This window comes from Bradyrhizobium australafricanum (assembly GCF_020329495.1).
In the GTDB taxonomy this organism is placed as follows: domain Bacteria; phylum Pseudomonadota; class Alphaproteobacteria; order Rhizobiales; family Xanthobacteraceae; genus Bradyrhizobium; species Bradyrhizobium australafricanum.
In genome coordinates this window covers 15,512-36,722 of sequence record NZ_JAGKJL010000030.1, presented here as the reverse complement: position 1 = coordinate 36,722, position 21,211 = coordinate 15,512, and the positions used below count along the sequence as shown (strand labels likewise).

Sequence of the window (21,211 nt, the reverse complement as noted above, 5' to 3'; positions counted from 1 at the left end):
TTTGTAAGAATCGTGACTTCCGGCACGGGTCCGAAATGCGCGGAAATGCGGTAAAAAATAGGGAAAAGTCGGCATTCAAGGTAGCTACGAATCGCTTGCGATGCGACGCCACGCAATTGTGACGGGGCTGTCCGCCCCATTGTCCCAAGGGTAGGATGGGACAGGCAGGTTCCATTGGAAGCATACCCCCGTGAACGTCACCCAGACCATCGCTGAACGCGTCATTCGTGCGCCACGGGCGAAGTCTGGCTTCGGCGGAGAACGGGTGTGACCCAGCCTGTGTCCGTGATGGTGCCTGGAGGCCGGTTCGGCCTCGCCGTCCGCGCACGCCGGCTCGCGGGACGCTCGCTTGTTGCGCTCGGCCTGGTCGTCGGCTGCGCCGGCTGCATCCTGACCCAGGACATTCCTGATCCGGCGCTCGACGTGCCGCAGGGTTACAAGGCCGCGCGTCTCGGCCGGCCCGGCGACGCGCTTCCGACGCTCGATTGGTGGCGGGGCTTCCGCTCCAGGGAGCTGACGCAGCTGATGGAGGAGGCGCAGACCGTCAACCTCGACATCGCAGCTGCGGTTGCACGCTTCCGCCAGGCCGACGCGCTGGCGCGGCAGGCCGGCGCGGCGCTGCTGCCGACCGTCAATCTCAACGGATCGGAAACCTACTCGCGCACCTCCGGCTCCAGCGCTAGCGGCCTCACCAATGGCGGGCGCGAGGTGGTGAACTACAACGCCTCGCTGAGCGCCAGCTATCAGCTCGACTTCTGGGGCCAGAACCGCGATGCCGCGCAGGCGGCGGAGGAGACCGCCGTTGCCAACCGGTTCGACCGCGAGGTGGTGGCGCTGACCACGCTGGCGAGCGTCGCTAATGCTTATTTCACCGTGCTCGCGACGCAGGACCGGCTTCGCACCGCGCAGAGCAACATCGCCAGCGCCGAGCGCATCCTCAATGCGATCAAGGAGCGCTTCAAGGCCGGCACCGGCTCCGATCTCGACGTCGCGCAGCAGGAGAGCGTGCTCGCCAACCAGCGCGCGCTGGTGCCGCCGCTGCGGCAGACGCTCGCCCAGAATATCAACGCGCTCGCGGTGCTGGTGTCGCGCCCGCCGGAAAGCGTGCGCGTCTCCGGCGGCTCCCTCAACGCCGTTGCGATCCCGCGCGTCACGCCGGGCCTGCCGTCTGAATTGCTGACCCAGCGTCCCGACATCCGCCGGCAGGAGGCGCAGCTTGCATCCGCCACCGCCAATGTCGGCAGCGCGCGGGCGCAGTTCTTCCCGAGCATCCAGCTGACCGGGACGGGTGGCTACCAGAGCCAGGCGCTGGTCTCGCTGTTCCAGCCGCATGCCGCCTTCTTCAACCTGGTCGGCAGCATGACCCAGCCGATCTTCGACGGCGGCCGGATCCTCGGCAATTTCGAATACACCAAGGCCAAGCAGGACGAGTTGCTGCAGACCTACCGCAAGACGGTGGTGCAGTCGTTCACCGACGTCGACAATGCGCTGGTCGCGATCCGCGAGACCACGCGCCGGCTGCAGCTGCAGCGCGACGTGCTGTCGTCGTCGCGGCGCGCCTTCGACCTCGCCGAGCAGCAGCTCAAGGCCGGCACCGCCGATATCGTAACTGTGCTAAACACGCAGCTGACCCTGTTCCAGGCGGAAGATGCCTATTCGCAGGCCCAACTGGCCCGGCTATTGGCGATCGTGAGCCTATATCAAGCATTAGGGGGCGGCTGGGAACCGAAGATGGAAAGACCGGTCGATGCTCTTTAAGCCCGACTCGACGGACGACGAGAAACGCACGGCGCCGCGCAAGCGGAGCCTTCTCTCGCGCGTGCTGGGGCGCATAGTGTCCTTGCTCATCACGCTCGTGATCCTCGGCGGGCTCGGCTATCTCGGCTGGCTCGCCTTCCAGCCCAAGCAAAATGGCGGCGGCGGGCGCGGCGCGGGCGGGCGGCCTGACCTGCCGGTGCCGGTGCTGGCGGCCACGCCGCAGGTGCATGACGTGCCGGTCTATCTCGACGGCGTCGGTTCGGTGAGGGCGCTGAATACCGTGACCGTGCGCTCGCAGGTCGACGGCAAGCTGCTCAAGGTGAATTTCGTCGAGGGCCAGGACGTCAAGAAGGACGACGTTCTGGGCGAGATCGATCCGGCGATCTATCAGGCGCAATACGACCAGGCGGTGGCCACGAAGGCCAAGGACGAAGCGCTGCTCGCCAATCAGAAGATAGACCTTGCCCGCTATGAGCAGCTCGCTGCCACCAACGCGGGCTCCAAGCAGCAGGCCGATACGCAGCGTGCGCTGGTCGCACAGCAGGAGGCCATCATCAAGGCCGACCAGGCCCAGATCGACAATGCGCGCGCCACGCTCGGCTACACCAAGATCGTCGCGCCGATCTCCGGTCGCGCCGGCCTGCGCCAGGTCGACCAGGGCAACATCATCCACGCCGCCGATACCACGGGGCTCGTGATCCTGACCCAGCTGCGGCCGATCGCGGTGTGGTTCAGTTTGCCGCAGCAGCAGATCATGCGCGTCAACGCCGCGGCGGCGAAGGGCCAGCTTGCGGTCGATGTGTTCGGCAATGACGGCGTCACCGTGATCGATACCGGCAAGCTGACCGGCATCGACAACCAGGTCGATCCGACCACCGGCACGCTGAAGCTGAAGGCCGAATTTCCCAACGCCAGCTACCAGCTCTGGCCCGGCCAGTTCGTCAATGTGCGGCTCAAGGTCGAGACCCTGCCGCAGGCGATCGTGGTGCCGACCTCGGCGGTGCAGCGCGGTCCGGCCGGCACCTTCAGCTACGTGATCGGCGAAGGCGACATCGTCACCGCCAAGCCGGTCACGGTCACCCAGCAGAACGAGCATGAGGCCGTCATCGCCAGCGGCCTGACCACGTCGGACCGCGTCGTGACGACCGGCTTTGCCAATCTTGCCGATGGCGCGAAGGTCGTGGTCGGCAAGGATGACGGGCCGCCGGCCGCCGATCTCGCGCCGCGCAAGCGCAGCCGCAATCCCGCCGGCAAGCGCGGCGCAGGTCAAGGCGAAGGGCAGGGCAAGGACGGTAAGAAAGACTGGCAGGGCAAGGACGGCGAGCATCGCGGCCGGCACGAGCACAGCGAAGGCGATCAGAAGGGGCAGACCGGACCGGCGCCCGCGCCGGCAGCAGGGGGCGAACAGTCGGGCGGTGCGCCGAAGGCGCAGCCATGACTGGCATCCTGACTTCGTAATGTCCGATCTTACAGCGAGTACGCAGCCATGAGCGTCTCCGAACCGTTCATCCGCCGGCCGATCGCCACCTCGCTGCTCGGCATCGCCCTGATGATCGGCGGTGCGCTCGGCTATTGGGCGCTGCCGGTCTCCGCGCTGCCGCAGGTCGACTTCCCGACCGTGCAGGTGACGACGCAACTGCCCGGCGCCAGCCCCGACGTGGTGGCCTCGCTGATCACGGCGCCGCTGGAGCGGCAGCTCGGGCAGATCCCGTCGCTGTCGTCGATGAACTCGACGAGTTCGTTTGGCGTCAGCCAGATCTCGTTGCAGTTCGACCTCAACCGCGACATCGATGGCGCCACGCAGGATGTGCAGGCCGCGATCAATGCGGCCGCCGGCATACTGCCGAAGACGCTGCCGTATCCGCCTGTCTACGCCAAGGTGAACCCGGCGGACGCGCCGGTGATGACGCTGGCGCTGACCTCGGAGACGATCTCGCTGCGGGCGATGAGCGATCTCGCCGACACCATCCTGGGCCAACGGCTGAGCCAGATTTCCGGCGTCGGCAGGGTCTCGATCCTCGGCGGATTGAAGCCGGCGGTGCGCGTGCAGGCCGATCTGGCCCGGCTCGCGGCCTATGGCATCGCGATGGAGGACCTGCGCAACGCGATCGCCGGTGCCAACGTGTCGGGGCCGAAGGGTTCGCTCGACGGCGCCCAGCAATCCTACACCATCGCCGCCAACGACCAGATCGCCGCCGCCGACGCCTACCGGCCGATCATCATCGCCTATCGCAACGGCTCGCCGGTCACGATCGGCGACGTCGCCCAGATCGTCGATGGGCTGGAGAACGACCGCACCGGCGGCTGGTACCAGGGCACGCCGGCCGTCATCATCGACATCCAGCGCCAGCCGGGCGCCAATGTCATCGACGTCGTCAAGCAGATCCGCGGCGAAATCCCGCGGCTGCAGCGGGCGGTCCCGGCCGGCGTCAAGCTAACCATCGTCTCCGACCGTACCGTGACGATCCGCGCCTCGGTGCGCGACGTTCAGTTCACGCTGATCCTGAGCGTCGTGCTGGTGACACTGGTGGTGCTCTTGTTCCTGCGGTCGCTGCGCGCGACTCTGATCGCCGGCGTCGCGCTGCCGCTGTCGCTGATCACGAGCTTCGGTATCATGTATTTCGCGGGCTTCAGCCTCGACAATCTGTCGCTGATGGCGCTGACCATCGGAACCGGATTCGTGGTCGACGACGCCATCGTCATGATCGAGAACATCGTCCGCCACATGGAAGACGGCGAGACGGTGATGGAGGCCTCGCTGAAGGGGGCCAGCGAGATCGGCTTCACCGTGATCTCGCTGACGGTGTCGCTGATCGCGGTGTTCATCCCGCTGCTGTTCATGTCCGGCCTGGTTGGCCGCATGTTCCGCGAATTCGCGCTCACCTTGACGATCGCGGTCGTGACCTCGGCGATCGTCTCGCTGACATTGACGCCGATGATGTGCTCGCGGCTGCTCAAGAACATCCATGAGGAGATGGCGGTCCCGGGCCTCGCCGCGGTCAGCCGTTTCATCGACCGCATGGTGGAGTTCTACCATCGGACGCTGCTCTGGGTGTTGCGGCGCCAGCGCGCGACGCTGCTGGTGACGTTCGCGACCATCGCGTTGACGCTGATCATGTATGTGCTGGCACCGAAGGGTTTTCTGCCGCTGCAGGACACTTCATCGATCACGGCGGTGACCGAGGCCGGGCCCGACGTCTCGTTCGCCGAGATGCAGCGGCGGCAGAGCGCGGTCTCAAACATCATCAAGGCCGATCCTGATGTGGTTGGCGTTGTCTCGGTGATCGGTTCGGGCTCGGTCAATCCGACCACCAATGTCGGCCGGCTGGTGATGACGCTGAAGCCGCTCGACCAGCGGCGCGAGGGCGTCGTCAAGGTGATCGAGCGGCTGAAGGAGAAGATCGCGACGGTGCCCGGCATGACGGTGTACTTCCAGCCGGTGCAGGATGTGCAGATCTCGACCCAGTCGAGCCGCTCGCAATACCAGTACACGCTGACCGCGACCGACGCCGCCGAGGTCTCGCAATGGGCGCAAAAGCTCGTCGCCGAGATGCGGCGCGACCCGATCTTCCGCGATGTCTCCTCGGAGGCGCAGGAGGGCGGCCTGCGCGCGGCGCTCGACGTCAACCGCCAGCGCGCCGGCCAGCTCGGCGTCAGTCTGCAGGGCGTCACCGACACGCTGAACGATGCCTTCGCGCAGCGGCAGATCTCGACGATCTACGGCCAGGCCAACCAGTACCGCGTCGTGCTCGAAGCGCTGCCGATGTATCAGCGCGACCCGTCGATTCTCGACAAGCTCTATCTGCCCGGCGCCAACGGCGCGCAGGTGCCGCTGTCGGCGGTGGCGACGCTGGTCCGGACCACGGCGCCGCTCGCGATCTCGCACCAGGCGCAATTCCCGTCGGTCTCGCTCAGCTTCAACCTGGCGCCGGGCGAGGCGCTGGGCGACGCGGTCGCGGCCGTGAAGGCGATCGAGAGCAGGATCGGAATGCCCGGCAGCATCGTCGGGATCTATTCCGGCGACGCCGCCGAATTTTCGCGCTCGCTCGCCGGCCAGCCCTGGCTGATCCTGGCGGCGATCATCACGATCTACATCGTGCTCGGCGTGCTCTATGAGAGCTATATCCATCCGATCACCATCCTCTCGACGCTGCCCTCCGCCGGCGTCGGCGCGATCCTCGCTTTGATGCTGTGCGGGCAGGATCTCTCGGTGATCGGCCTGATCGGCATCATCTTGTTGATGGGTATCGTCAAGAAGAACGCGATCATGATGATCGACTTCGCGCTGGAGGCCGAGCGTCACCAGGGCATGTCGTCCTATGACGCCATCGTGCAGGCCTGCCTGCTGCGCTTCCGCCCGATCATGATGACGACGCTGGCGGCGCTGTTCGGCGCGCTGCCGCTCGCGATCGAAAGCGGCACCGGCGCCGAACTGCGCTTCCCGCTCGGTATCTCGATCATCGGCGGCCTGCTGCTGAGCCAGCTGCTGACGCTCTACACCACGCCGGTGATCTATCTGGCGCTCGACCGTCTCAACCGCCGGATCGAGCGGGCCGTGCCGGAGCCGGGTCCCAGCGGCCCGCCGATCGCGGGCGCCACCGAGGGCATGCAGTGATCTCGATCTCGGAGCCCTTCATCCGCAGGCCGGTGGGCACCACATTGCTTGCGATCGGGCTGTTCCTGGTCGGGATTGTCGCCTACCAATTCCTGCCGGTGTCGTCGGTTCCGAATGTCGATTTCCCGACCATTCGGGTGTCGGCGTCCAGGCCAGGGGCCGATCCCTCGGTAATGGCCGCGACCGTCGCCGCACCGCTGGAGCGCAAGCTCGGCACCATTTCGGGCGTCGACCAGATCACCTCGACGAGCTCGCTCGGCATCACCAGCATCCAGGTGCAGTTCTCGATCGGCCGCAATATCGACCGCGCCGCGCGCGACGTGCAGGCCGCGATCAACGCCTCGCTCGCCGATTTGCCGAGCGACCTGCCGTCGCTGCCCAAGTTCCGCAAGGCCAACCCGGCCGCGTCGCCGGTATTCGTGCTGGCGCTGACCTCGAAGACGATCTCGACCAGCGCGATGTACGACGTCGCCGACACGGTGCTGGCGCAGCGCATCTCGCAGGTGCCGGGAGTCGGCGAGGTGACCGTCAGCGGCGCCGACCAGCCGGCGGTGCGCATCGCGCTCAACCCGGTGTCGCTGGCGAACGCCGGAATCGCGACCGACGACGTCCGGCTCGCGATCATCAATGCCAACCCGCTGGGACCGGTCGGCATCTTCAATGGCGGCCGGCTGAGCGAGACGCTCTCGATCAACAAGCAGATGCGCACCGCGGCCGAGTTCCGCGACATTGTCATCAAAAGCTCGAACGGCAATTACGTCCGCCTCGCCGACGTCGCCGAGGTCGAGGATTCCGTGCGCAACTCGCGCTCGATCGCCTGGTTCAACAAGCAGCCGGCGGTGCTGATCCAGATCACCAAGCAGGGCGACGCCAACGTCATCGACACCGTCGACGGCGTTCGCAGGATGCTGCCGGAACTGAGGAAATGGATTCCGGCGGGCGTCGAGATCTCGACCCTGGTCGATCGCACCGGAACGATCCGCGCCAGTGTCGAGGACATGCAGTTCACGCTGCTGGCGACCGCCGTGCTTGTGATGATCGTGGTGTTCGTGTTCCTACGCCGGGTGGTGCCGACGATCGCCGCCGGCGTGTCGGTGCCGCTGGCGCTGGCCGGCACCTGCGCCGGGATGTGGCTCGCCGGCTTCTCGATCGACAATCTGTCGCTGATGGCGCTGGCGATCTCCGTCGGCTTCGTGGTCGACGACGCCATCGTGATGATCGAGAACATGTACCGCAATCTCGAGCAGGGCATGGCGCCATATCCGGCCGCGGTCGAAGGCGCCAAGCAGATCGGCTTCACGGTGCTGTCGATCTCGCTGTCGCTGGTCGCGGCCTTCACGCCGCTGATCTTCATGGACGGCATCGTCGGCCGGCTGCTGCGCGAATTCTCGCTGACTCTGACGTTTGCCATCATCGTGTCGACCCTGGTGTCGCTGACCATTACGCCGATGATCTGCGCGCACTACATCAAGGAAGCGACCTCGGATCGCGCCACCTGGTATGACCGCGCCATCGAGGGCACGCTGTCCCGGGTCGTAGCGTTCTACGTATCGACGCTGCGCATCGTGCTTGGCTATCCGTTCCTGACCCTGATCGTGTTCTTCGCCACTGTCGCGCTGACGGTGACGCTCTACATCAAGACACCAAAGGGCTATTTCCCGACCGATGACAGCGGCTTCGTGATCGGCGCAACGCGCGCCTCTCCCGACATCTCGTTTCAGGCGATGCTGGGGCTACAGCAGCGGCTCGCCGACATCGTGATGGCCGACCCCGCGGTCGCCGGCATCGGCTCGTCGGTCGGCTCCGGCGGCGGCCCGGGCGGCGCCACCTCCAACCGCGGCATCATGTACATCAGCCTGAAGCCGCCGGAGGAGCGGGGCGGGCTTTCGACCGCACAGGTGATCGACCGGCTGCGCCGCAACCTGTTCATGGTGCCGGGCATTCGCCTGTTCATGTTCGCCGCCCAGGATATCCGCACCGGCGGCCGGCAGAGCGATTCCGACTACCAGTACACGCTCGCCTCGACCGATCTCGAGCTGTTGCAGAAATGGGCGCCGATCGTGGCCAAGCGCATGGAGACGGTGGAGGGCATCACGGACGTCTCGTCCGACCGCGATCCCGGCGGCCTGCAGCTCAACCTCGTGATCGACCGCAAGACCGCCTCCAGCCTCGGTGTCCGCGTGCAGGACATCGACAACGCGCTCAACAACGCCTTCTCGCAGCGGCAGATCTCGTACATCTACACCCAGCGCAACCAGTACGTGGTGGTGCTCGAGATCGATCCGAAATTCCAGAGCGATCCGTCGAACCTCGAGCGCATCTACGTTGCCGGCGCCAACGACGTGCAGGTGCCGCTGTCGGCGCTGGTGCACTACCAGCGTGGATTGTCGGCGCTCGCGGTCTATCACTCCGGCGGCTTCCCCTCGACCACGGTGTCGTTCAACCTGCTGCCGGACGTGCCGCTGGAGGTCGCGACGACGAACATCCAGCAGGCGGTCGACGAGCTGCACATGCCCGAGGGCATTCGTGGCAGCTTCGACGGCAATGCCGGCGATTTCAACAAGACCAGCGGGCGGCAGCCGCTGCTGATCCTCGGCGCGCTGGTCGCGATGTATATCGTGCTCGGCGTGCTCTATGAGAGCCTGGCACATCCGATCACGATCATCTCGACACTGCCGTCGGCCGGCCTCGGTGCCTTGCTCGCCTTGCAGGTGACCAACACGCCGCTGACCGTGATCGCCTTCGTCGGCATCATCCTCTTGATCGGCATCGTCAAGAAGAACGGCATCATGATGGTCGACTTCGCGCTCGAGGCCGAGCGGCATCAGGGCCTGTCGTCGCGGGACGCGATCTTCGAGGCCTGCCGCGCGCGCTTCCGTCCCATCCTGATGACGACGATGGCCGCGCTGTTCGCCGGCATTCCGCTGGTCATCGCGACCGGCCCGGGCACCGAGCTGCGCCGGCCGCTCGGCATCACCATCATCGGCGGCCTGTTCGTGTCGCAGATCCTGACGCTCTACACGACACCGGTGATCTATCTGTTGATCGACCGGCTGCGCCAGCGCCGCGAGCCGTCAGGCGTGCATGCACCCGCGGAATAGTTTGAATTGCACGATTGCAAGCGTATAGCGGAGCGATGTCCGAACCGACCGAAGCAAAAGCCGATATTGTCGCCGAGATCGAGGAGTGCGCGCATTGCGGCAAGCCGTTGCCGCTGTGCATCTGCGACAGCGTCACGCCGATCGAGAGCCGCATCCAGCTCCTGATCCTGATCCATCCGCAGGAGCAGGACAGGGCGCTCGGCACCGCGCGACTGTTGGCACAGCATTTCGAAAACGCCGTGGTGCGGATCGGGCTGTCCTGGCCGAGCCTGGCCAAGGCGCTCGGCCGGCCGGTACCCGATCCGTCACGCTGGGCGGTGCTCTATCTCGGCTCCGCCAAGGTCGAAGACCTCGATACCGATGCCGAGATCGTTGCGATCAACCGCAAGGGCGAGCTCGAGCCGCATCAGCGCGGGATCCTCGCCGACATCGAGGGCATCGTGCTGCTCGACGGCACCTGGAGCCAGGCCAAGGCGCTGTGGTGGCGCAATGCCTGGATGCTGAAGTGCCAGCGGGTGATTCTCGGGCCGAAACGGCCCTCGCTCTACGGCAAGCTGCGCCGGGAACCGCGGCGCGACGGCCTTTCCACCATCGAGGCGGCGGCGATCCTGCTGGCTGGGCTGGAGAAGCGGCCGGATATTGCCGCAACGTTAACTAATAGTTTCGAGCGGATGCTGGCGAGATTCCGCGAAGTGCAGGCCAAAATGCCGGAATTGGCGCCAAAACCGAAGAAGCGGGACTTTCGCAGACGCCGGCGTTAGCCGTCCGGCTTGGTTGCCTATCGCAGAGAGGGCGTATATGAAGTGCGCCGCAAGGGGCCACGTGGCGGAGTGGTTACGCAACGGTCTGCAAAACCGTGTACACCAGTTCAATTCTGGTCGTGGCCTCCACTCATCTCATCAATGGCTTGCAGCCAATCAATGAGAAGCCGCATTAGCTCGCGGCGTACCAACCTTCAGGAAACGGAATCAGCGGCCACGGCGCCTGGTTGTCATTGGCCGCGCGCGGTGGCGGCTGAATGCGGGGCGAGGGCTGAGCCACGAGATCCTCCTGAGCAATGGGCGCGATCGCCGTTCGCACGGCGTCCAGCAGCAGATCAAATTCGACTTCGCTCATCACGCTCTCCGAGGTTCGAGAGCGCCATGGTCGCAAAACTGTCTTCGGTCCGGATTGAGCGATTCGTTCGAATTTTATGAAAAGAACGATGGCGCCCGCTTTGGTTAATGAATCGTTGGTGATCCCCTCGGGAACCTAGGTCGGCATGGCCGCACCTCGTGTGAAACAAATCACAACTTCCTAAAAACTCTTGCCGGGATTCCCGGCGGTATTCATAGCCGTCAAATATCGCAGGAATTTTAGGGAGACGTGACAATGGAGGCAAGTATCGCACGGTGGGGACCAGTCGCATGCCGCACGATCCTCGGCTCCTGCTGACGCGAACGGCGTAAGCCGTATGCGCCCGTATCTATCGTTTCTGTACAGGGAATATTCCCAACGCTCGTGCCGGAGCCGTCATGCCAGACTGGCGAGGTCGTGCGGCAGCATGGTCTTGAACTGCGTCAGCGCCTGCCGCGCCTTCCGCGGTGGCAGCGTGATCGCGTGACGCACGGCGGCTGCGATCAGCGTCATGGTCAGTGCTGAAAAGGTGGCGAGGGCGGCAGTCAGTATGTCGGGCGCAATCCGCGTCACCGCGTCGGACAACAGTCCGGAGAGCACGGCCATGTCGTCCGCATCGAGCTTCTGCAGGGCGCGGTCGGCTTGCGTCGCCTGCCAGATGTCGCGCATGACAGGCTCGCGCATGAACATCTCGTAGTAGCTGTCGACGATCCGGCAAAGCGCCGGGTGCAGGTCGCGCGCGGTCGTCACCGCGGCAAGATCGCGCCTGACGCAATCGCGCCCGACCGCGTTATGGCGTTCGGCCAGGGTGCCGATGATCGCGGCCTTGTCCGGGAAATATTGATAGAGCGAGCCGAATGCGACGCCGCTGCGCGCGACGACGTCGCTCATGCGGAAAGCCTCGCTGCCCTTTTCCGCCATGATCTCGGTCGCGCAGGCGAGGATGCGCTCGAAGCGCTCGCGGCTGCGCTGCTGGGTCGGGGCAAGCCGCGCCAGCCCGGGCAGGGCGGCTTCCACGGGCGCGGCCTTTCGTCTCGGCATCTCTCGCTTCCCTGCGATCGGGGTTGACGGTTCTAATACGAGAGTTTATCGCATTTTTCAAATACGAGTATATCTCGCATTTGGAGGCGGAACGATGCGCCAGATCCTGACCTTGGCCTTGCTGTGGTTTTCCGCGCTCGGCTGCGGCCTGCTCGCCGGGCTCTATTTCGCGTTCTCGGCTTTCGTCATGACCGCGCTCGGCCGCATCGATCAGGCCGCCGGCATCTCGGCGATGAACGCGATCAATGTCGATATCGTCCGCTCGCCGTTCATGCCGGTGTTCCTCGGCACCACGCTGTCCTGCGCCGTGCTGGTCGTGCTCGGCGGGCTCAGATGGCAGGAGCCGGGCGCGGTTGCGATGATTTGCGGCGGCGGCCTCTACGTGGTCGGCATGTTCGTCGTCACCGTCGTCTTCAATGTGCCGCTGAACGATCAGCTTGCGGCCTCTGACCCGGCGGGCACGTCGGCGGCGTCGGTTTGGGCGCGCTATCTGACCGACTGGACCTTCTGGAACCACGTGCGGACCATCGCCTCGCTGGCCGCGACCGCGCTGTTCATCGTTGCCATCGCCGGGCGGTAGCCAACCCCGTTTGCGCGAGGAGCTGGGCCGTGGCGCCCCTGACAGAATCGCGGGCGCCGCGTGGCCGCCGCGCTGGCGGTGGTTTCCAGGCGCCCGCAGGAGCGCGGCCGGGCCGGCGGGCTGGGCATGTCGCACGCCGGGTGACAGGTAAGCCCTTGTATCGCAGAGGCTTACCGTGCGCGCTAAAGTTTCGCCGGAGGGGCTATTTGGTTCTTTGCAAGGCCGAAAGGCTTTGTTATACGCTGCCCGCTCGCGAACAGATGTTCGCCTATTCCTCGGTAGCTCAGCGGTAGAGCATTCGACTGTTAATCGAATGGTCGCTGGTTCGAATCCAGCCCGGGGAGCCAGTTTGGTCTGGCCCCATCGATCCCCCAAATCGCCATCACAAGCCCGTGGTCCGCAGCGGACAGGCCGAAAACGTCGTCAAATCGACTCAATAGCCGTCGACACTTGCTCCCGCCGGGTCTTGAGAGGTGATTTTGATGGCTATTAACCTGATCGACCTGTCGATGCCGCAACCGACGCTCGTTCCGAATGATGCCCCCGACATCAGTGACGATGAGTGCGTCCGCCGGCTCGCGAGGGCCGTCGAGGAGCATGATTCCGAGCATCTCGATGAAGTGGCCCGCCTGATCGGCCGACTCGCCGTCACGATCGAATAGACGGCGCCACGAGCGCGTTTTGGGAGCGCGTTTTGCACGCCAGCGGCGTGTTGCGTTTTTGCGGAGCTTGTTCCAAAAGATGGCCCTGTTCTAGCTTCTCCAGCGGCAATGCCGCGACTTGCAGGGTCTCCGCCAATGACCGGTTTTTCGACCGCGCGCCAGTATATGGTCGATGGTCAGGTGCGTCCGAGCGACGTGACCGATGATCGCATTCTCGATGCCATGCTGACCGTGCCGCGCGAGGTCTTCGTGCCGGCCAGCAAGCAGGCGCTCGCCTATCTCGACCTTGATCTGGACGTCGCCGAGGGCGGCGCGACCAGGCGCTGCCTGATCACGCCGGCGCTGCTCGCCCGGATGCTCCAGGCCGCCGAGATCAAGGCCACCGACCGCGTCCTGGTGGTCGGCTGCGCGACCGGCTACGCCGCCGCCGTCGTGGCGCGCTTTGCCGCAGAGGTCAGCGCGACCGAAAGCGATCCGGCGCTTGCCGCAAAGGCGACCACGACTTTCGCCGAACTCGGGATCCAGAATATCACCGTCAAAACGGCCGCAGCCGCCGACGGCGATGCCGCGGGCGCCCCGTTTGACGTCATTATCCTCAATGGTGCGACGGAAATCGTCCCGACCGGGCTGTTCGGCCAGCTCAAGGAGGGGGGGCGGCTGGTCGGAGTGTTCGGCCTGTTGCCGCCGCCGCGCGCCACCCTGGTGACGCACTCCCACGGGGATTTCGGCCATCGCGAGTTGTTCGACGCCTCGGCCCCCGTTTTACCCGGATTCGAGCGAGTTCCCGCCTTCGTCTTCTGACGGCGATCACGGCGCATTGGCTGATAAAATCCCGTTCCGAATCAGAAGTGTGGCCCGTTTGCCCCATGTGAAGAGTTTCGACCGTGTTCCGTTGCGGGGTAGTTCCGTTGGGCCTAGCTGCGGACTAAGGTGAGGCGGGACTCACTTCGACTGAAGCGACCGCCGGACTGATTTGCGTGTGGGAGACGGCGACTACAATGATTGGATTTCCGGGGATGCGTGGGGTGAAGGTTGTCACCGCGGCTGCGACTGCCGTCCTTCTGTTGGCGGAGATGGGCCCTGTGCCCGCACTCGCCGATACAATCGAGGCCGCGCTGGTGCGGTCCTACCAAAACAATCCCCAGCTGAACGCGCAACGCGCGCAGGTGCGGTCAACTGACGAGAACGTTCCGCAGGCACTGTCGGGCTACCGCCCGAAAGTCGCACTGACGGCAAGCGCGGGGTACCAATACACCGATACGCTGACGACACAGGGTGGCGACGCGAACAATCTTGTCCGCACCCAAATCCATGGCGCCAACGCCCCGCGCAGCGCAGGCCTCACGGTCAACCAATCGCTGTTCAACGCGCAGACCGCGCCCAGGGTGCGCGCGGCGGAAAGCCAGGTCTCGGCGGCGCGCGAGGGCCTGCGTGTGCTCGAGCAAACCGTGATCCTGAGCGCGGCCACGATCTACATGGACTATCTCCGCGACTCCGCCATCGTCGAGGTTCAGCGCAGCAACACGCGCGTGCTGGAACAGACGCTGAAGCAGACCCAGGACCGCTTCAATGTCGGCGAAGTGACGCGCACCGACGTCGCGCAGTCCGAAGCGCAGCTTGCGGCAGGTAAAACCCAGCAGCTCACCGCCGAATCGAACCTGACGACGACGCGATCGAATTTCCGCCGCATCATCGGCAACGAGCCGCAGAATCTCGCGCCGGGCTCGCCGGTTGACCGCTTCCTGCCGACGACGCTTGCCTCCGCCGTCGATCTCAGCCTGACCCAGAATCCGAACGTCACCTCGGCGATGTACGGCGTCGACGTCAACTTCCTGCAGGTCAAGGTCAGCGAGGGTGCGCTGTTCCCGTCGGTCAACCTGCAAACGTCCGTGCAGCAGCAATACGAGCAGACCCTGATCAGCCAGCGCGCATTCAGCGCGGGAACGGCGGTCCAGCTGTCGGTGCCGCTCTACCAGGGCGGTGCGGAGTACTCGCTGATCCGCCAGTCCAAGGAATCGCTGGCGCAGCAGCGCCTCGTGCTCGAACAGACCCGCGATCAGGCGCGCGCCAACGTCGTCACCGCGTGGGGCCAGCTGGTCGCCGGCAAGTCGCAGGTGGCGTCGGCACAGGCGCAGGTGACCGCGTCGGAGATCGCGCTGAACGGCGTGCGCGAAGAGGCCAAGGCCGGTCAGCGCACCACGCTCGACGTGCTCAACGCGCAGCAGGCGCTCGTCAACGCGCGCAACGCGCTGGTCACCGCGCAGCATGACCGCGTCGTCGCGTCATATAACGTGCTGAGCGCGGTTGGCCGCTTGTCGCCGCAAGTGCTCGGCCTTTCGACCAACGTCTACGATCCGAGCGTGCATTACCAGCAGGTTCGTGACAACTGGGCCGGCGTCCGCACGCCCGACGGCCGCTAAACACCTTCGCATCATCATCGCTTGTCGCGTCATGTTTGTGGTTCTGAGTTAATCAGGATCACAAATAGGCGCGTTTGCTTGCATTCGATAATTGGCCTGACATACCGTTTTGTCGGGCAGCAAGGCGATTCGCGGCGCGCCGGCGTAGCGTGATGACAGGTGCGACGCCACCTGTGATCACGCTGCATTGGGCGACACGAAGCTTGCACAAAGCCTCGGGCGGGCTTGATCTGGGGACAAGTCGGGCGGGAGCAATGAAAATCTCCGCCCGCATCATCGGAACCGGCGAATCCTCTCAGGCTTGATGTAAAATCGTTTCGATGTGGAGTCGGAGATGACGCAACCTGCGAAGGTCCAAGAGCCCTCGATGGAGGAGATCCTGGCGTCGATCCGTCGCATCATTGCCGACGACGAGGCGAAGCCGGCCGCGGCCGAGAAGCCTGCGGCCGCCGCTGCAGCGCCGGCGCCGAAGGTCGAGCCAGCACCAGCAGCCAAGCCCGCGATGAAGAGCCCGCCGCCCGCAGCGCCACCAGCTGCGAAGGCCGCCGCGCCCGCGCCGAAATCACCGCCGCCTGCGCCAGCACCGGCGGCCAGCAACAGTCAGGACGACATCGACTCGCTGCTCGCCAGCCTCGATGAGGCGACGCCCGCAGCCGAGATCAGGCCGTCGCCGCAGCCCGCGGCCCAGCCCGAAGCCGACGTGTTCGAACTCACCGACGAGATGGCGCTGCCGGACTCGGCCGCCGCGCCGTCGTTCCGCAAGGTCGAGCCGCAGGACGACCTCGAGTTCACGGAAGCGCGGAGCCGGGCGCCGGAACCGGCCCGGGAGCCGCCGGCGATCGAGACCGCGCCCATGCAGCAGATCATCTCGGGAACCACGATGCGGGCCGTCGAGTCGGCCTTCAACTCTTTGGCCAACACCGTGCTGAGCAACAATGCGCGGACGCTCGAGGATCTGGTCAAGGAGATGCTGCGGCCGATGCTGAAGTCCTGGCTGGACGACAATCTGCCTGGGCTGGTCGAGCGGATCGTCAAGGCCGAGATCGAGCGGGTATCCCGCGGGCGCTAGCTGCGCGCGGCGTTAGCAGCGCAGCCGGCGCGAGGCTGGCTCCCGCCGTTGGGCCTGGCGGCCCTCAATCAGCTCCCCAAATGCCCTAAACGTCGATTTGACGTACCGGTCCGGTTGACTTGGTGCGCTCCGGCGGCTTTCTAACGCTTTCCATGGTCCACAGCGCATTGTCATGATCGAGAAAAACTACCAGCCCGCCGATATCGAGCACCGGATGGCCCGGATCTGGGAGGAGAGCGGTGCGTTCAAGGCCGGCCGGCCTGAACGCAAGGACGCCGCGCCTTTCACCATTGTGATCCCACCGCCGAACGTGACCGGCTCGCTGCACATGGGCCACGCGCTCAACAACACGCTGCAGGACATCCTGTGCCGCTTCGAGCGGATGCGCGGCCGCGACGTGCTGTGGCAGCCCGGCACCGATCACGCCGGCATCGCCACCCAAATGGTGGTCGAGCGTCAGCTGATGGAACGGCAGGAGCCGGGCCGGCGCGATATGGGCCGCGCCAAGTTCCTCGAGCGGGTCTGGCAGTGGAAGGCCGAGAGCGGCGGCACCATCGTCAACCAGCTCAAGCGCCTGGGCGCCTCCTGCGACTGGTCGCGCGAGCGCTTCACCATGGACGAGGGCCTGTCGCGCGCCGTCGTCAAGGTGTTCGTCGAGCTGCATCGCGATGGCCTGATCTACAAGGACAAGCGCCTGGTCAACTGGGACCCGAAGCTGCTCACCGCGATCTCCGATCTCGAAGTGCAGCAGGTCGAGGTCAGGGGCCATCTCTGGTACCTGCGTTACCCGATCGAGGGCCGCAACTTCAGCCCCGAGGATCCGAAATCGTTCATCGTGGTCGCGACGACGCGTCCCGAAACGATGCTCGGCGACACCGCGATCGCGGTGCATCCGGACGACGAGCGCTACGCCGATCTGGTCGGCCAGCACGTCATCCTGCCGCTGGTCGGCCGCAGGATTCCGATCGTCGCCGACGACTATTCCGATCCGGAGAAGGGCTCGGGCGCGGTCAAGGTGACGCCGGCGCACGACTTCAACGACTTCGAGATCGGCAAGCGTCACGGCCTGCCGCAGATCAGCGTGCTCGACCAGGAAGGCAGCCTCAGCCTGGTGGGCAACGAGGACTATCTGCGCGGCCTGCCGATGGGCGCCGACGAGTTCGCCGACGAGTTTGACAAGATCGAGCGCTTCGCGGCGCGCAAGAAGATCGTCGCAAGGCTGGAAGAGTTCGGCTTCCTCGAGCGGATCGAGCCCAACACCCACATGGTGCCGCATGGCGACCGCTCCGGCGTCGTGATCGAGCCGTATCTGACCGACCAGTGGTATGTCGACGCCAAGACGCTGGCGCAGCCGGCGATCGCGGCGGTGCGCTCCGGCGAAACCACGTTCGTGCCGAAGAACTGGGAAAAGACCTATTTCGAGTGGATGGAGAACATCCAGCCCTGGTGCATCTCGCGCCAGCTCTGGTGGGGCCATCAGATCCCGGCGTGGTACGGACCCGACGGCAAGGTGTTCGTCGCCGAGACCGAGGAAGAGGCGGTCGGCCACGCGCTCGGCTATTACGTCGAGCAGGAAGTCATCACGCCGGAGCAGGGCCACGACATGGCGGTCGACCCCGCCAAGCGCGAGGGCTTCATCACGCGTGACGAGGACGTGCTCGACACCTGGTTCTCGTCGGCCCTGTGGCCGTTCTCGACGCTGGGCTGGCCGGACGACACGCCGGAGGTCGCGCGCTACTACCCGACCAACACGCTGGTTACCGGCTTCGACATCATCTTCTTCTGGGTCGCCCGCATGATGATGATGGGCCTCCATTTCATGAAGGAGGCGCCGTTCTCGACCGTCTACATCCACCGCCTCGTCCGCGACGAGAAGGGCGCCAAGATGTCGAAGTCGAAGGGCAACGTCATCGACCCGCTCGGCGTGATCGACGAATACGGCGCTGACGCGCTGCGCTTCGCGCTGACCCGCGAGGCAGCGCAAGGCCATGACATCCGCCTGTCGCCGCATCTGGTCGAGACCAACCGCAATTTCGCGACCAAGTTCTGGAACGCCTGCCGCTTCGCCGAGATGAACGAGTGCGTCAAGCCGGACGGTTTCGATCCGAAGGGCGCAAAGGAGACGCTGAACCGCTGGATCGCGCACGAAACCTCGCGCGTCACCCGCGAGGTCACCGAGACGATCGAGGATCATCGCTTCAACGATGCCGCGGGCGCGATCTACCGCTTCGTCTGGAACGTGTTCTGCGACTGGTATCTTGAGCTCGCGAAACCCGTGCTGATGGGCGATGAGGGCGCGGCCAAGGCCGAGACCCGCGCCATGGTCGCCTGGACCCGCGACGAGATCCTCAAGCTGCTGCATCCGTTCATGCCCTTCATCACCGAGGAGCTGTGGGCGGTGACCGCAAAGCGCGACGGCCTGTTGGTGCTGGCGTCCTGGCCGCGCAAGTCGGGCGTGACCGGCGAGCAGCTGGCCGCGATCGCGACCGCCGGTCCGGTGGTCGATCCGATCATTCCGCCGGTGATTGCCGCGCTCGACGCCGACGAGTTCAGCGATCCTGCGGCCGAGGCCGAGATCGGCTGGGTGGTCGATCTCGTCACTGCGATGCGGTCGGTGAAGGCGGAAATGAACATCCCGCCGTCGACACTGACGCCGCTGGTGATCGCGGGCGCCTCCGACGAGACACGGGACCGCGCGCAGCGCTGGAACGACACCATCAAGCGGCTCGCGCGATTGTCGGATATCTCGTTCGCCGATCACCCGCCGGAAGGCGCGGTGCAGCTCCTTGTCCGCGGCGAGGCGGTCGCGCTGCCGCTGAAGGGCGTGATCGATCTCGCGGCTGAACGCACGCGGCTGGAGAAGGAGCTCGGCAAGGCCGACGCCGACATCAAGCGGGTCGATGCCAAGCTCGCCAACGAGAAGTTCGTCGCCAACGCGCCGGAAGAGCTCGTCGAGGAAGAGAAGGAAAAGCGCGCGGCAGCAGCGGAGCGCCGCGCCAAGATTCTCGAGGCGATCGAGCGGTTGAAGAAGGCGTCATAGCTGATAACGCCGTGGCGCTCAAAACCGCTTGCTGAGGAATTTCGATCCCTTCAGCCCGTAGCGCCAGGGCAGGTCGACCGCCTTGGTGATGCCGATCCGCACCCCGGTGATGATGTCGGGGGCTTCGGTCCGCGCATGGAGCGCGATCGGGGCGCGGTCGAGTGGCAATTCGCTGTGCGCGATGGTGATGCCGAGCGCCTCGCAGAGCTTGCCGGGCCCCGAACACAGCGCGCGCTCGTCTTCCAGCCCGCGCCGCCGGCGCATCGCCGCGAGCCCATGGGTCGGCTCGATCGCGCGGATCAGCACGGCGCTGGCCGAGCCCGCTTCCTCGCAGACGAAGTTGACGCACCAATGGATGCCGTAGGAGCGGTAGACGTAAGAGAAGCCCGGCGGGCCGAACATCACCTGGTTGCGCGGGGTCGGCCCGCGGTAGGAATGCGCCGCCGGGTCGGTGTGATGATAGGCCTCGACCTCGGTGATGATGCCGCCGGCGCCGCCGACCAGGAAGGTCGCGCCGATCAGGTCGGGGGCGACCTCGTGGACGCTGCGATCGAAGAAGGAGCGTTTCAGCGCCTTGCCGAGGCGCGGCGCGGTCGCGCGGATGGATCGGGGTTTTTGAGCCATTTTGAGGTGGGAATCGGCATGGAACGGGCCGCAAGACTGCCAATATATCGGCAGGTCTGCTAGGGTCGCGGGGCGGGTTGCGAGCCGCGTCAACACCGATTAGCTAAGCCCTTGGTTCGGAGCATGATCTGCCTGGATCATGCTCCCGCGACTTGCAGGCATCCATGGTCACCATCGTCGACACCATCTCCACCACTCAGCTCCGCCCGCGGCACCCCGAAAAGGTCAACCGGCCGGATGCCGTGTCGCCGCCGAAGCCGGACTGGATCCGCGTTCGTGCGCCGAACACGCGCGGCTATGCAGATACGCGCCGGATCGTGAAGGAGAACGGCCTCGTCACGGTGTGCGAGGAGGCGGGCTGCCCCAATATCGGTGAGTGCTGGGACAAGAAGCACGCCACCTTCATGATCATGGGCGACACCTGCACGCGCGCCTGCGCGTTCTGCAACGTCAAGACCGGCATGCCCGGCGCACTCGAGGCGAGCGAGCCGGAATACGTCGCGGAGGCCACCGCCAAGCTCGGGCTCAGTCATGTCGTGGTCACTTCGGTCGACCGCGACGACCTCGCCGACGGCGGCGCCGAGCATTTTGCCGAGACCATCCGCGCCATCCGTGCACGCTGCCCGAGCACCACGATCGAGATCCTGACACCGGACTTCCTGCGCAAGGACGGCGCGCTGGAGCGCGTGGTCGTGGCCAAGCCCGACGTCTTCAACCACAATCTGGAAACCGTGCCGTCGCGCTATCTGACGGTCCGTCCCGGCGCCCGCTATTTCCATTCGATCCGGCTGCTGCAGCGGGTCAAGGAGATCGATCCGACCATCTTCACCAAGTCGGGCATCATGGTCGGCCTCGGCGAGGAACGGCACGAAGTGCTGCAGGTGATGGACGATCTGCGCTCGGCCGACGTCGATTTCCTGACCATCGGCCAGTATTTGCAGCCGACCCGCAAGCATCACGCCGTGATGCGCTACGTGACGCCGGATGAGTTCGCAGGCTACGAGCGGGTCGCCTATACCAAGGGCTTTTTGATGGTGTCGGCGAGCCCGTTGACGCGCTCGTCGCATCACGCCGGCGAGGATTTCGCCAAACTACAGGCGGCGCGCACGGCCCGCGGTCGCTAGATTTTTGCAAACGGCGGTAAGCCGGCGCCGTCGCGCGCCGTTGCTTGATCGGGCCTTGACC

At 65.5% G+C, this 21,211-nt stretch carries 15 protein-coding genes and 2 tRNA genes; 14 read left to right on the top strand and 3 right to left on the bottom strand.

Features of this window, described 5'->3' with window-relative positions; all coding sequences use genetic code 11:
* The first annotated feature begins 288 nt into the window (after positions 1-288).
* From J6525_RS25045 to J6525_RS25020, 6 genes are all read left to right on the top strand, one after another.
* Positions 289-1,758, top strand: a complete 1,470-nt coding sequence (locus J6525_RS25045; protein ID WP_225646737.1) for an efflux transporter outer membrane subunit — start codon at positions 289-291, stop codon at positions 1,756-1,758.
* Positions 1,748-3,196 carry an efflux RND transporter periplasmic adaptor subunit gene (locus J6525_RS25040; protein ID WP_225646700.1) on the top strand — a complete coding sequence of 483 codons (1,449 nt, stop codon included), beginning with the start codon at positions 1,748-1,750 and terminating at the stop codon, positions 3,194-3,196. Before J6525_RS25045 ends, J6525_RS25040 begins: the two co-directional genes overlap by 11 nt.
* 48 nt (positions 3,197-3,244) lie before the next feature.
* Positions 3,245-6,373, top strand: coding sequence for an efflux RND transporter permease subunit (locus tag J6525_RS25035; RefSeq protein ID WP_225161975.1), 3,129 nt, complete (start codon positions 3,245-3,247; stop codon positions 6,371-6,373).
* Positions 6,370-9,474: an efflux RND transporter permease subunit gene (locus J6525_RS25030; protein ID WP_225646699.1), complete on the top strand. Its 3,105-nt coding sequence runs from the start codon at positions 6,370-6,372 to the stop codon at positions 9,472-9,474. Before J6525_RS25035 ends, J6525_RS25030 begins: the two co-directional genes overlap by 4 nt.
* A gap of 35 nt (positions 9,475-9,509) precedes the next feature.
* Positions 9,510-10,235 carry a tRNA-uridine aminocarboxypropyltransferase gene (locus J6525_RS25025; protein WP_225646698.1) on the top strand — a complete coding sequence of 242 codons (726 nt, stop codon included), beginning with the start codon at positions 9,510-9,512 and terminating at the stop codon, positions 10,233-10,235.
* Between the two features lie 55 nt (positions 10,236-10,290).
* Positions 10,291-10,364: transfer RNA gene (locus J6525_RS25020), tRNA-Cys, on the top strand.
* 43 nt (positions 10,365-10,407) lie between these two features.
* Here the strand turns inward: J6525_RS25020 and J6525_RS25015 are convergent.
* Together J6525_RS25015 and J6525_RS25010 are read right to left on the bottom strand one after the other, a co-directional pair.
* On the bottom strand, positions 10,408-10,590 hold the full coding sequence (locus J6525_RS25015; RefSeq protein ID WP_016842103.1) for a hypothetical protein: 183 nt from the start codon (positions 10,588-10,590) through the stop codon (positions 10,408-10,410).
* Between the two features lie 396 nt (positions 10,591-10,986).
* The gene (locus J6525_RS25010; protein WP_225646697.1) at positions 10,987-11,631 is read right to left on the bottom strand and encodes a TetR/AcrR family transcriptional regulator; all 645 of its coding nucleotides are present in this window, start codon (positions 11,629-11,631) and stop codon (positions 10,987-10,989) included.
* Positions 11,632-11,725: 94 nt separating this feature from the next.
* On the opposite strand from J6525_RS25010, the gene J6525_RS25005 reads away from it, so the two are divergent.
* The 7 genes from J6525_RS25005 to J6525_RS24975 all read left to right on the top strand — a co-directional run bounded on the left by J6525_RS25005 (position 11,726) and on the right by J6525_RS24975 (position 19,402).
* Positions 11,726-12,211, top strand: a complete 486-nt coding sequence (locus tag J6525_RS25005; protein WP_092084121.1) for an anthrone oxygenase family protein — start codon at positions 11,726-11,728, stop codon at positions 12,209-12,211.
* A gap of 272 nt (positions 12,212-12,483) precedes the next feature.
* Positions 12,484-12,558 (top strand) — tRNA-Asn (locus tag J6525_RS25000).
* Positions 12,559-12,693: 135 nt separating this feature from the next.
* Positions 12,694-12,873, top strand: a complete 180-nt coding sequence (locus J6525_RS24995; protein ID WP_016842100.1) for a hypothetical protein — start codon at positions 12,694-12,696, stop codon at positions 12,871-12,873.
* Between the two features lie 135 nt (positions 12,874-13,008).
* A complete protein-coding gene (locus tag J6525_RS24990; RefSeq protein WP_225646696.1) occupies positions 13,009-13,674 on the top strand; it encodes a protein-L-isoaspartate O-methyltransferase family protein in 666 nt (221 codons plus the stop codon).
* Between the two features lie 215 nt (positions 13,675-13,889).
* Complete coding sequence (locus J6525_RS24985) at positions 13,890-15,293, top strand: TolC family outer membrane protein (protein ID WP_028331944.1); 1,404 nt, start codon at positions 13,890-13,892, stop codon at positions 15,291-15,293.
* Between the two features lie 334 nt (positions 15,294-15,627).
* A complete protein-coding gene (locus J6525_RS24980) occupies positions 15,628-16,362 on the top strand; it encodes a PopZ family protein (RefSeq protein ID WP_225646695.1) in 735 nt (244 codons plus the stop codon).
* Positions 16,363-16,534: 172 nt separating this feature from the next.
* Positions 16,535-19,402, top strand: coding sequence for a valine--tRNA ligase (locus J6525_RS24975; RefSeq protein ID WP_225646694.1), 2,868 nt, complete (start codon positions 16,535-16,537; stop codon positions 19,400-19,402).
* An 18-nt stretch (positions 19,403-19,420) separates the two neighbouring features.
* On the opposite strand, the gene J6525_RS24970 is transcribed toward J6525_RS24975, so the two are convergent.
* Complete coding sequence (locus tag J6525_RS24970) at positions 19,421-20,026, bottom strand: DNA-3-methyladenine glycosylase (protein WP_092084129.1); 606 nt, start codon at positions 20,024-20,026, stop codon at positions 19,421-19,423.
* Positions 20,027-20,190: 164 nt separating this feature from the next.
* Here J6525_RS24970 and lipA point away from each other — a divergent pair, with 164 nt between their 5' ends.
* Positions 20,191-21,150: a lipoyl synthase gene (gene lipA / locus J6525_RS24965; protein ID WP_225646693.1), complete on the top strand. Its 960-nt coding sequence runs from the start codon at positions 20,191-20,193 to the stop codon at positions 21,148-21,150.
* Positions 21,151-21,211 lie beyond the last annotated feature (61 nt).

Coding starts and splice junctions, on each gene's coding strand:
- J6525_RS25045 (WP_225646737.1), top strand. CDS start 289: ATGGTGCCTGGAGGCCGGTTCGGCCTCGCCGTCCGCGCACGCCGGCTC.
- J6525_RS25040 (WP_225646700.1), top strand. CDS start 1,748: ATGCTCTTTAAGCCCGACTCGACGGACGACGAGAAACGCACGGCGCCG.
- J6525_RS25035 (WP_225161975.1), top strand. CDS start 3,245: ATGAGCGTCTCCGAACCGTTCATCCGCCGGCCGATCGCCACCTCGCTG.
- J6525_RS25025 (WP_225646698.1), top strand. CDS start 9,510: ATGTCCGAACCGACCGAAGCAAAAGCCGATATTGTCGCCGAGATCGAG.
- J6525_RS25015 (WP_016842103.1), bottom strand. CDS start 10,590: ATGAGCGAAGTCGAATTTGATCTGCTGCTGGACGCCGTGCGAACGGCG.
- J6525_RS25010 (WP_225646697.1), bottom strand. CDS start 11,631: ATGCCGAGACGAAAGGCCGCGCCCGTGGAAGCCGCCCTGCCCGGGCTG.
- J6525_RS25005 (WP_092084121.1), top strand. CDS start 11,726: ATGCGCCAGATCCTGACCTTGGCCTTGCTGTGGTTTTCCGCGCTCGGC.
- J6525_RS24995 (WP_016842100.1), top strand. CDS start 12,694: ATGGCTATTAACCTGATCGACCTGTCGATGCCGCAACCGACGCTCGTT.
- J6525_RS24990 (WP_225646696.1), top strand. CDS start 13,009: ATGACCGGTTTTTCGACCGCGCGCCAGTATATGGTCGATGGTCAGGTG.
- J6525_RS24985 (WP_028331944.1), top strand. CDS start 13,890: ATGCGTGGGGTGAAGGTTGTCACCGCGGCTGCGACTGCCGTCCTTCTG.
- J6525_RS24980 (WP_225646695.1), top strand. CDS start 15,628: ATGACGCAACCTGCGAAGGTCCAAGAGCCCTCGATGGAGGAGATCCTG.
- J6525_RS24975 (WP_225646694.1), top strand. CDS start 16,535: ATGATCGAGAAAAACTACCAGCCCGCCGATATCGAGCACCGGATGGCC.
- J6525_RS24970 (WP_092084129.1), bottom strand. CDS start 20,026: ATGGCTCAAAAACCCCGATCCATCCGCGCGACCGCGCCGCGCCTCGGC.
- lipA (WP_225646693.1), top strand. CDS start 20,191: ATGGTCACCATCGTCGACACCATCTCCACCACTCAGCTCCGCCCGCGG.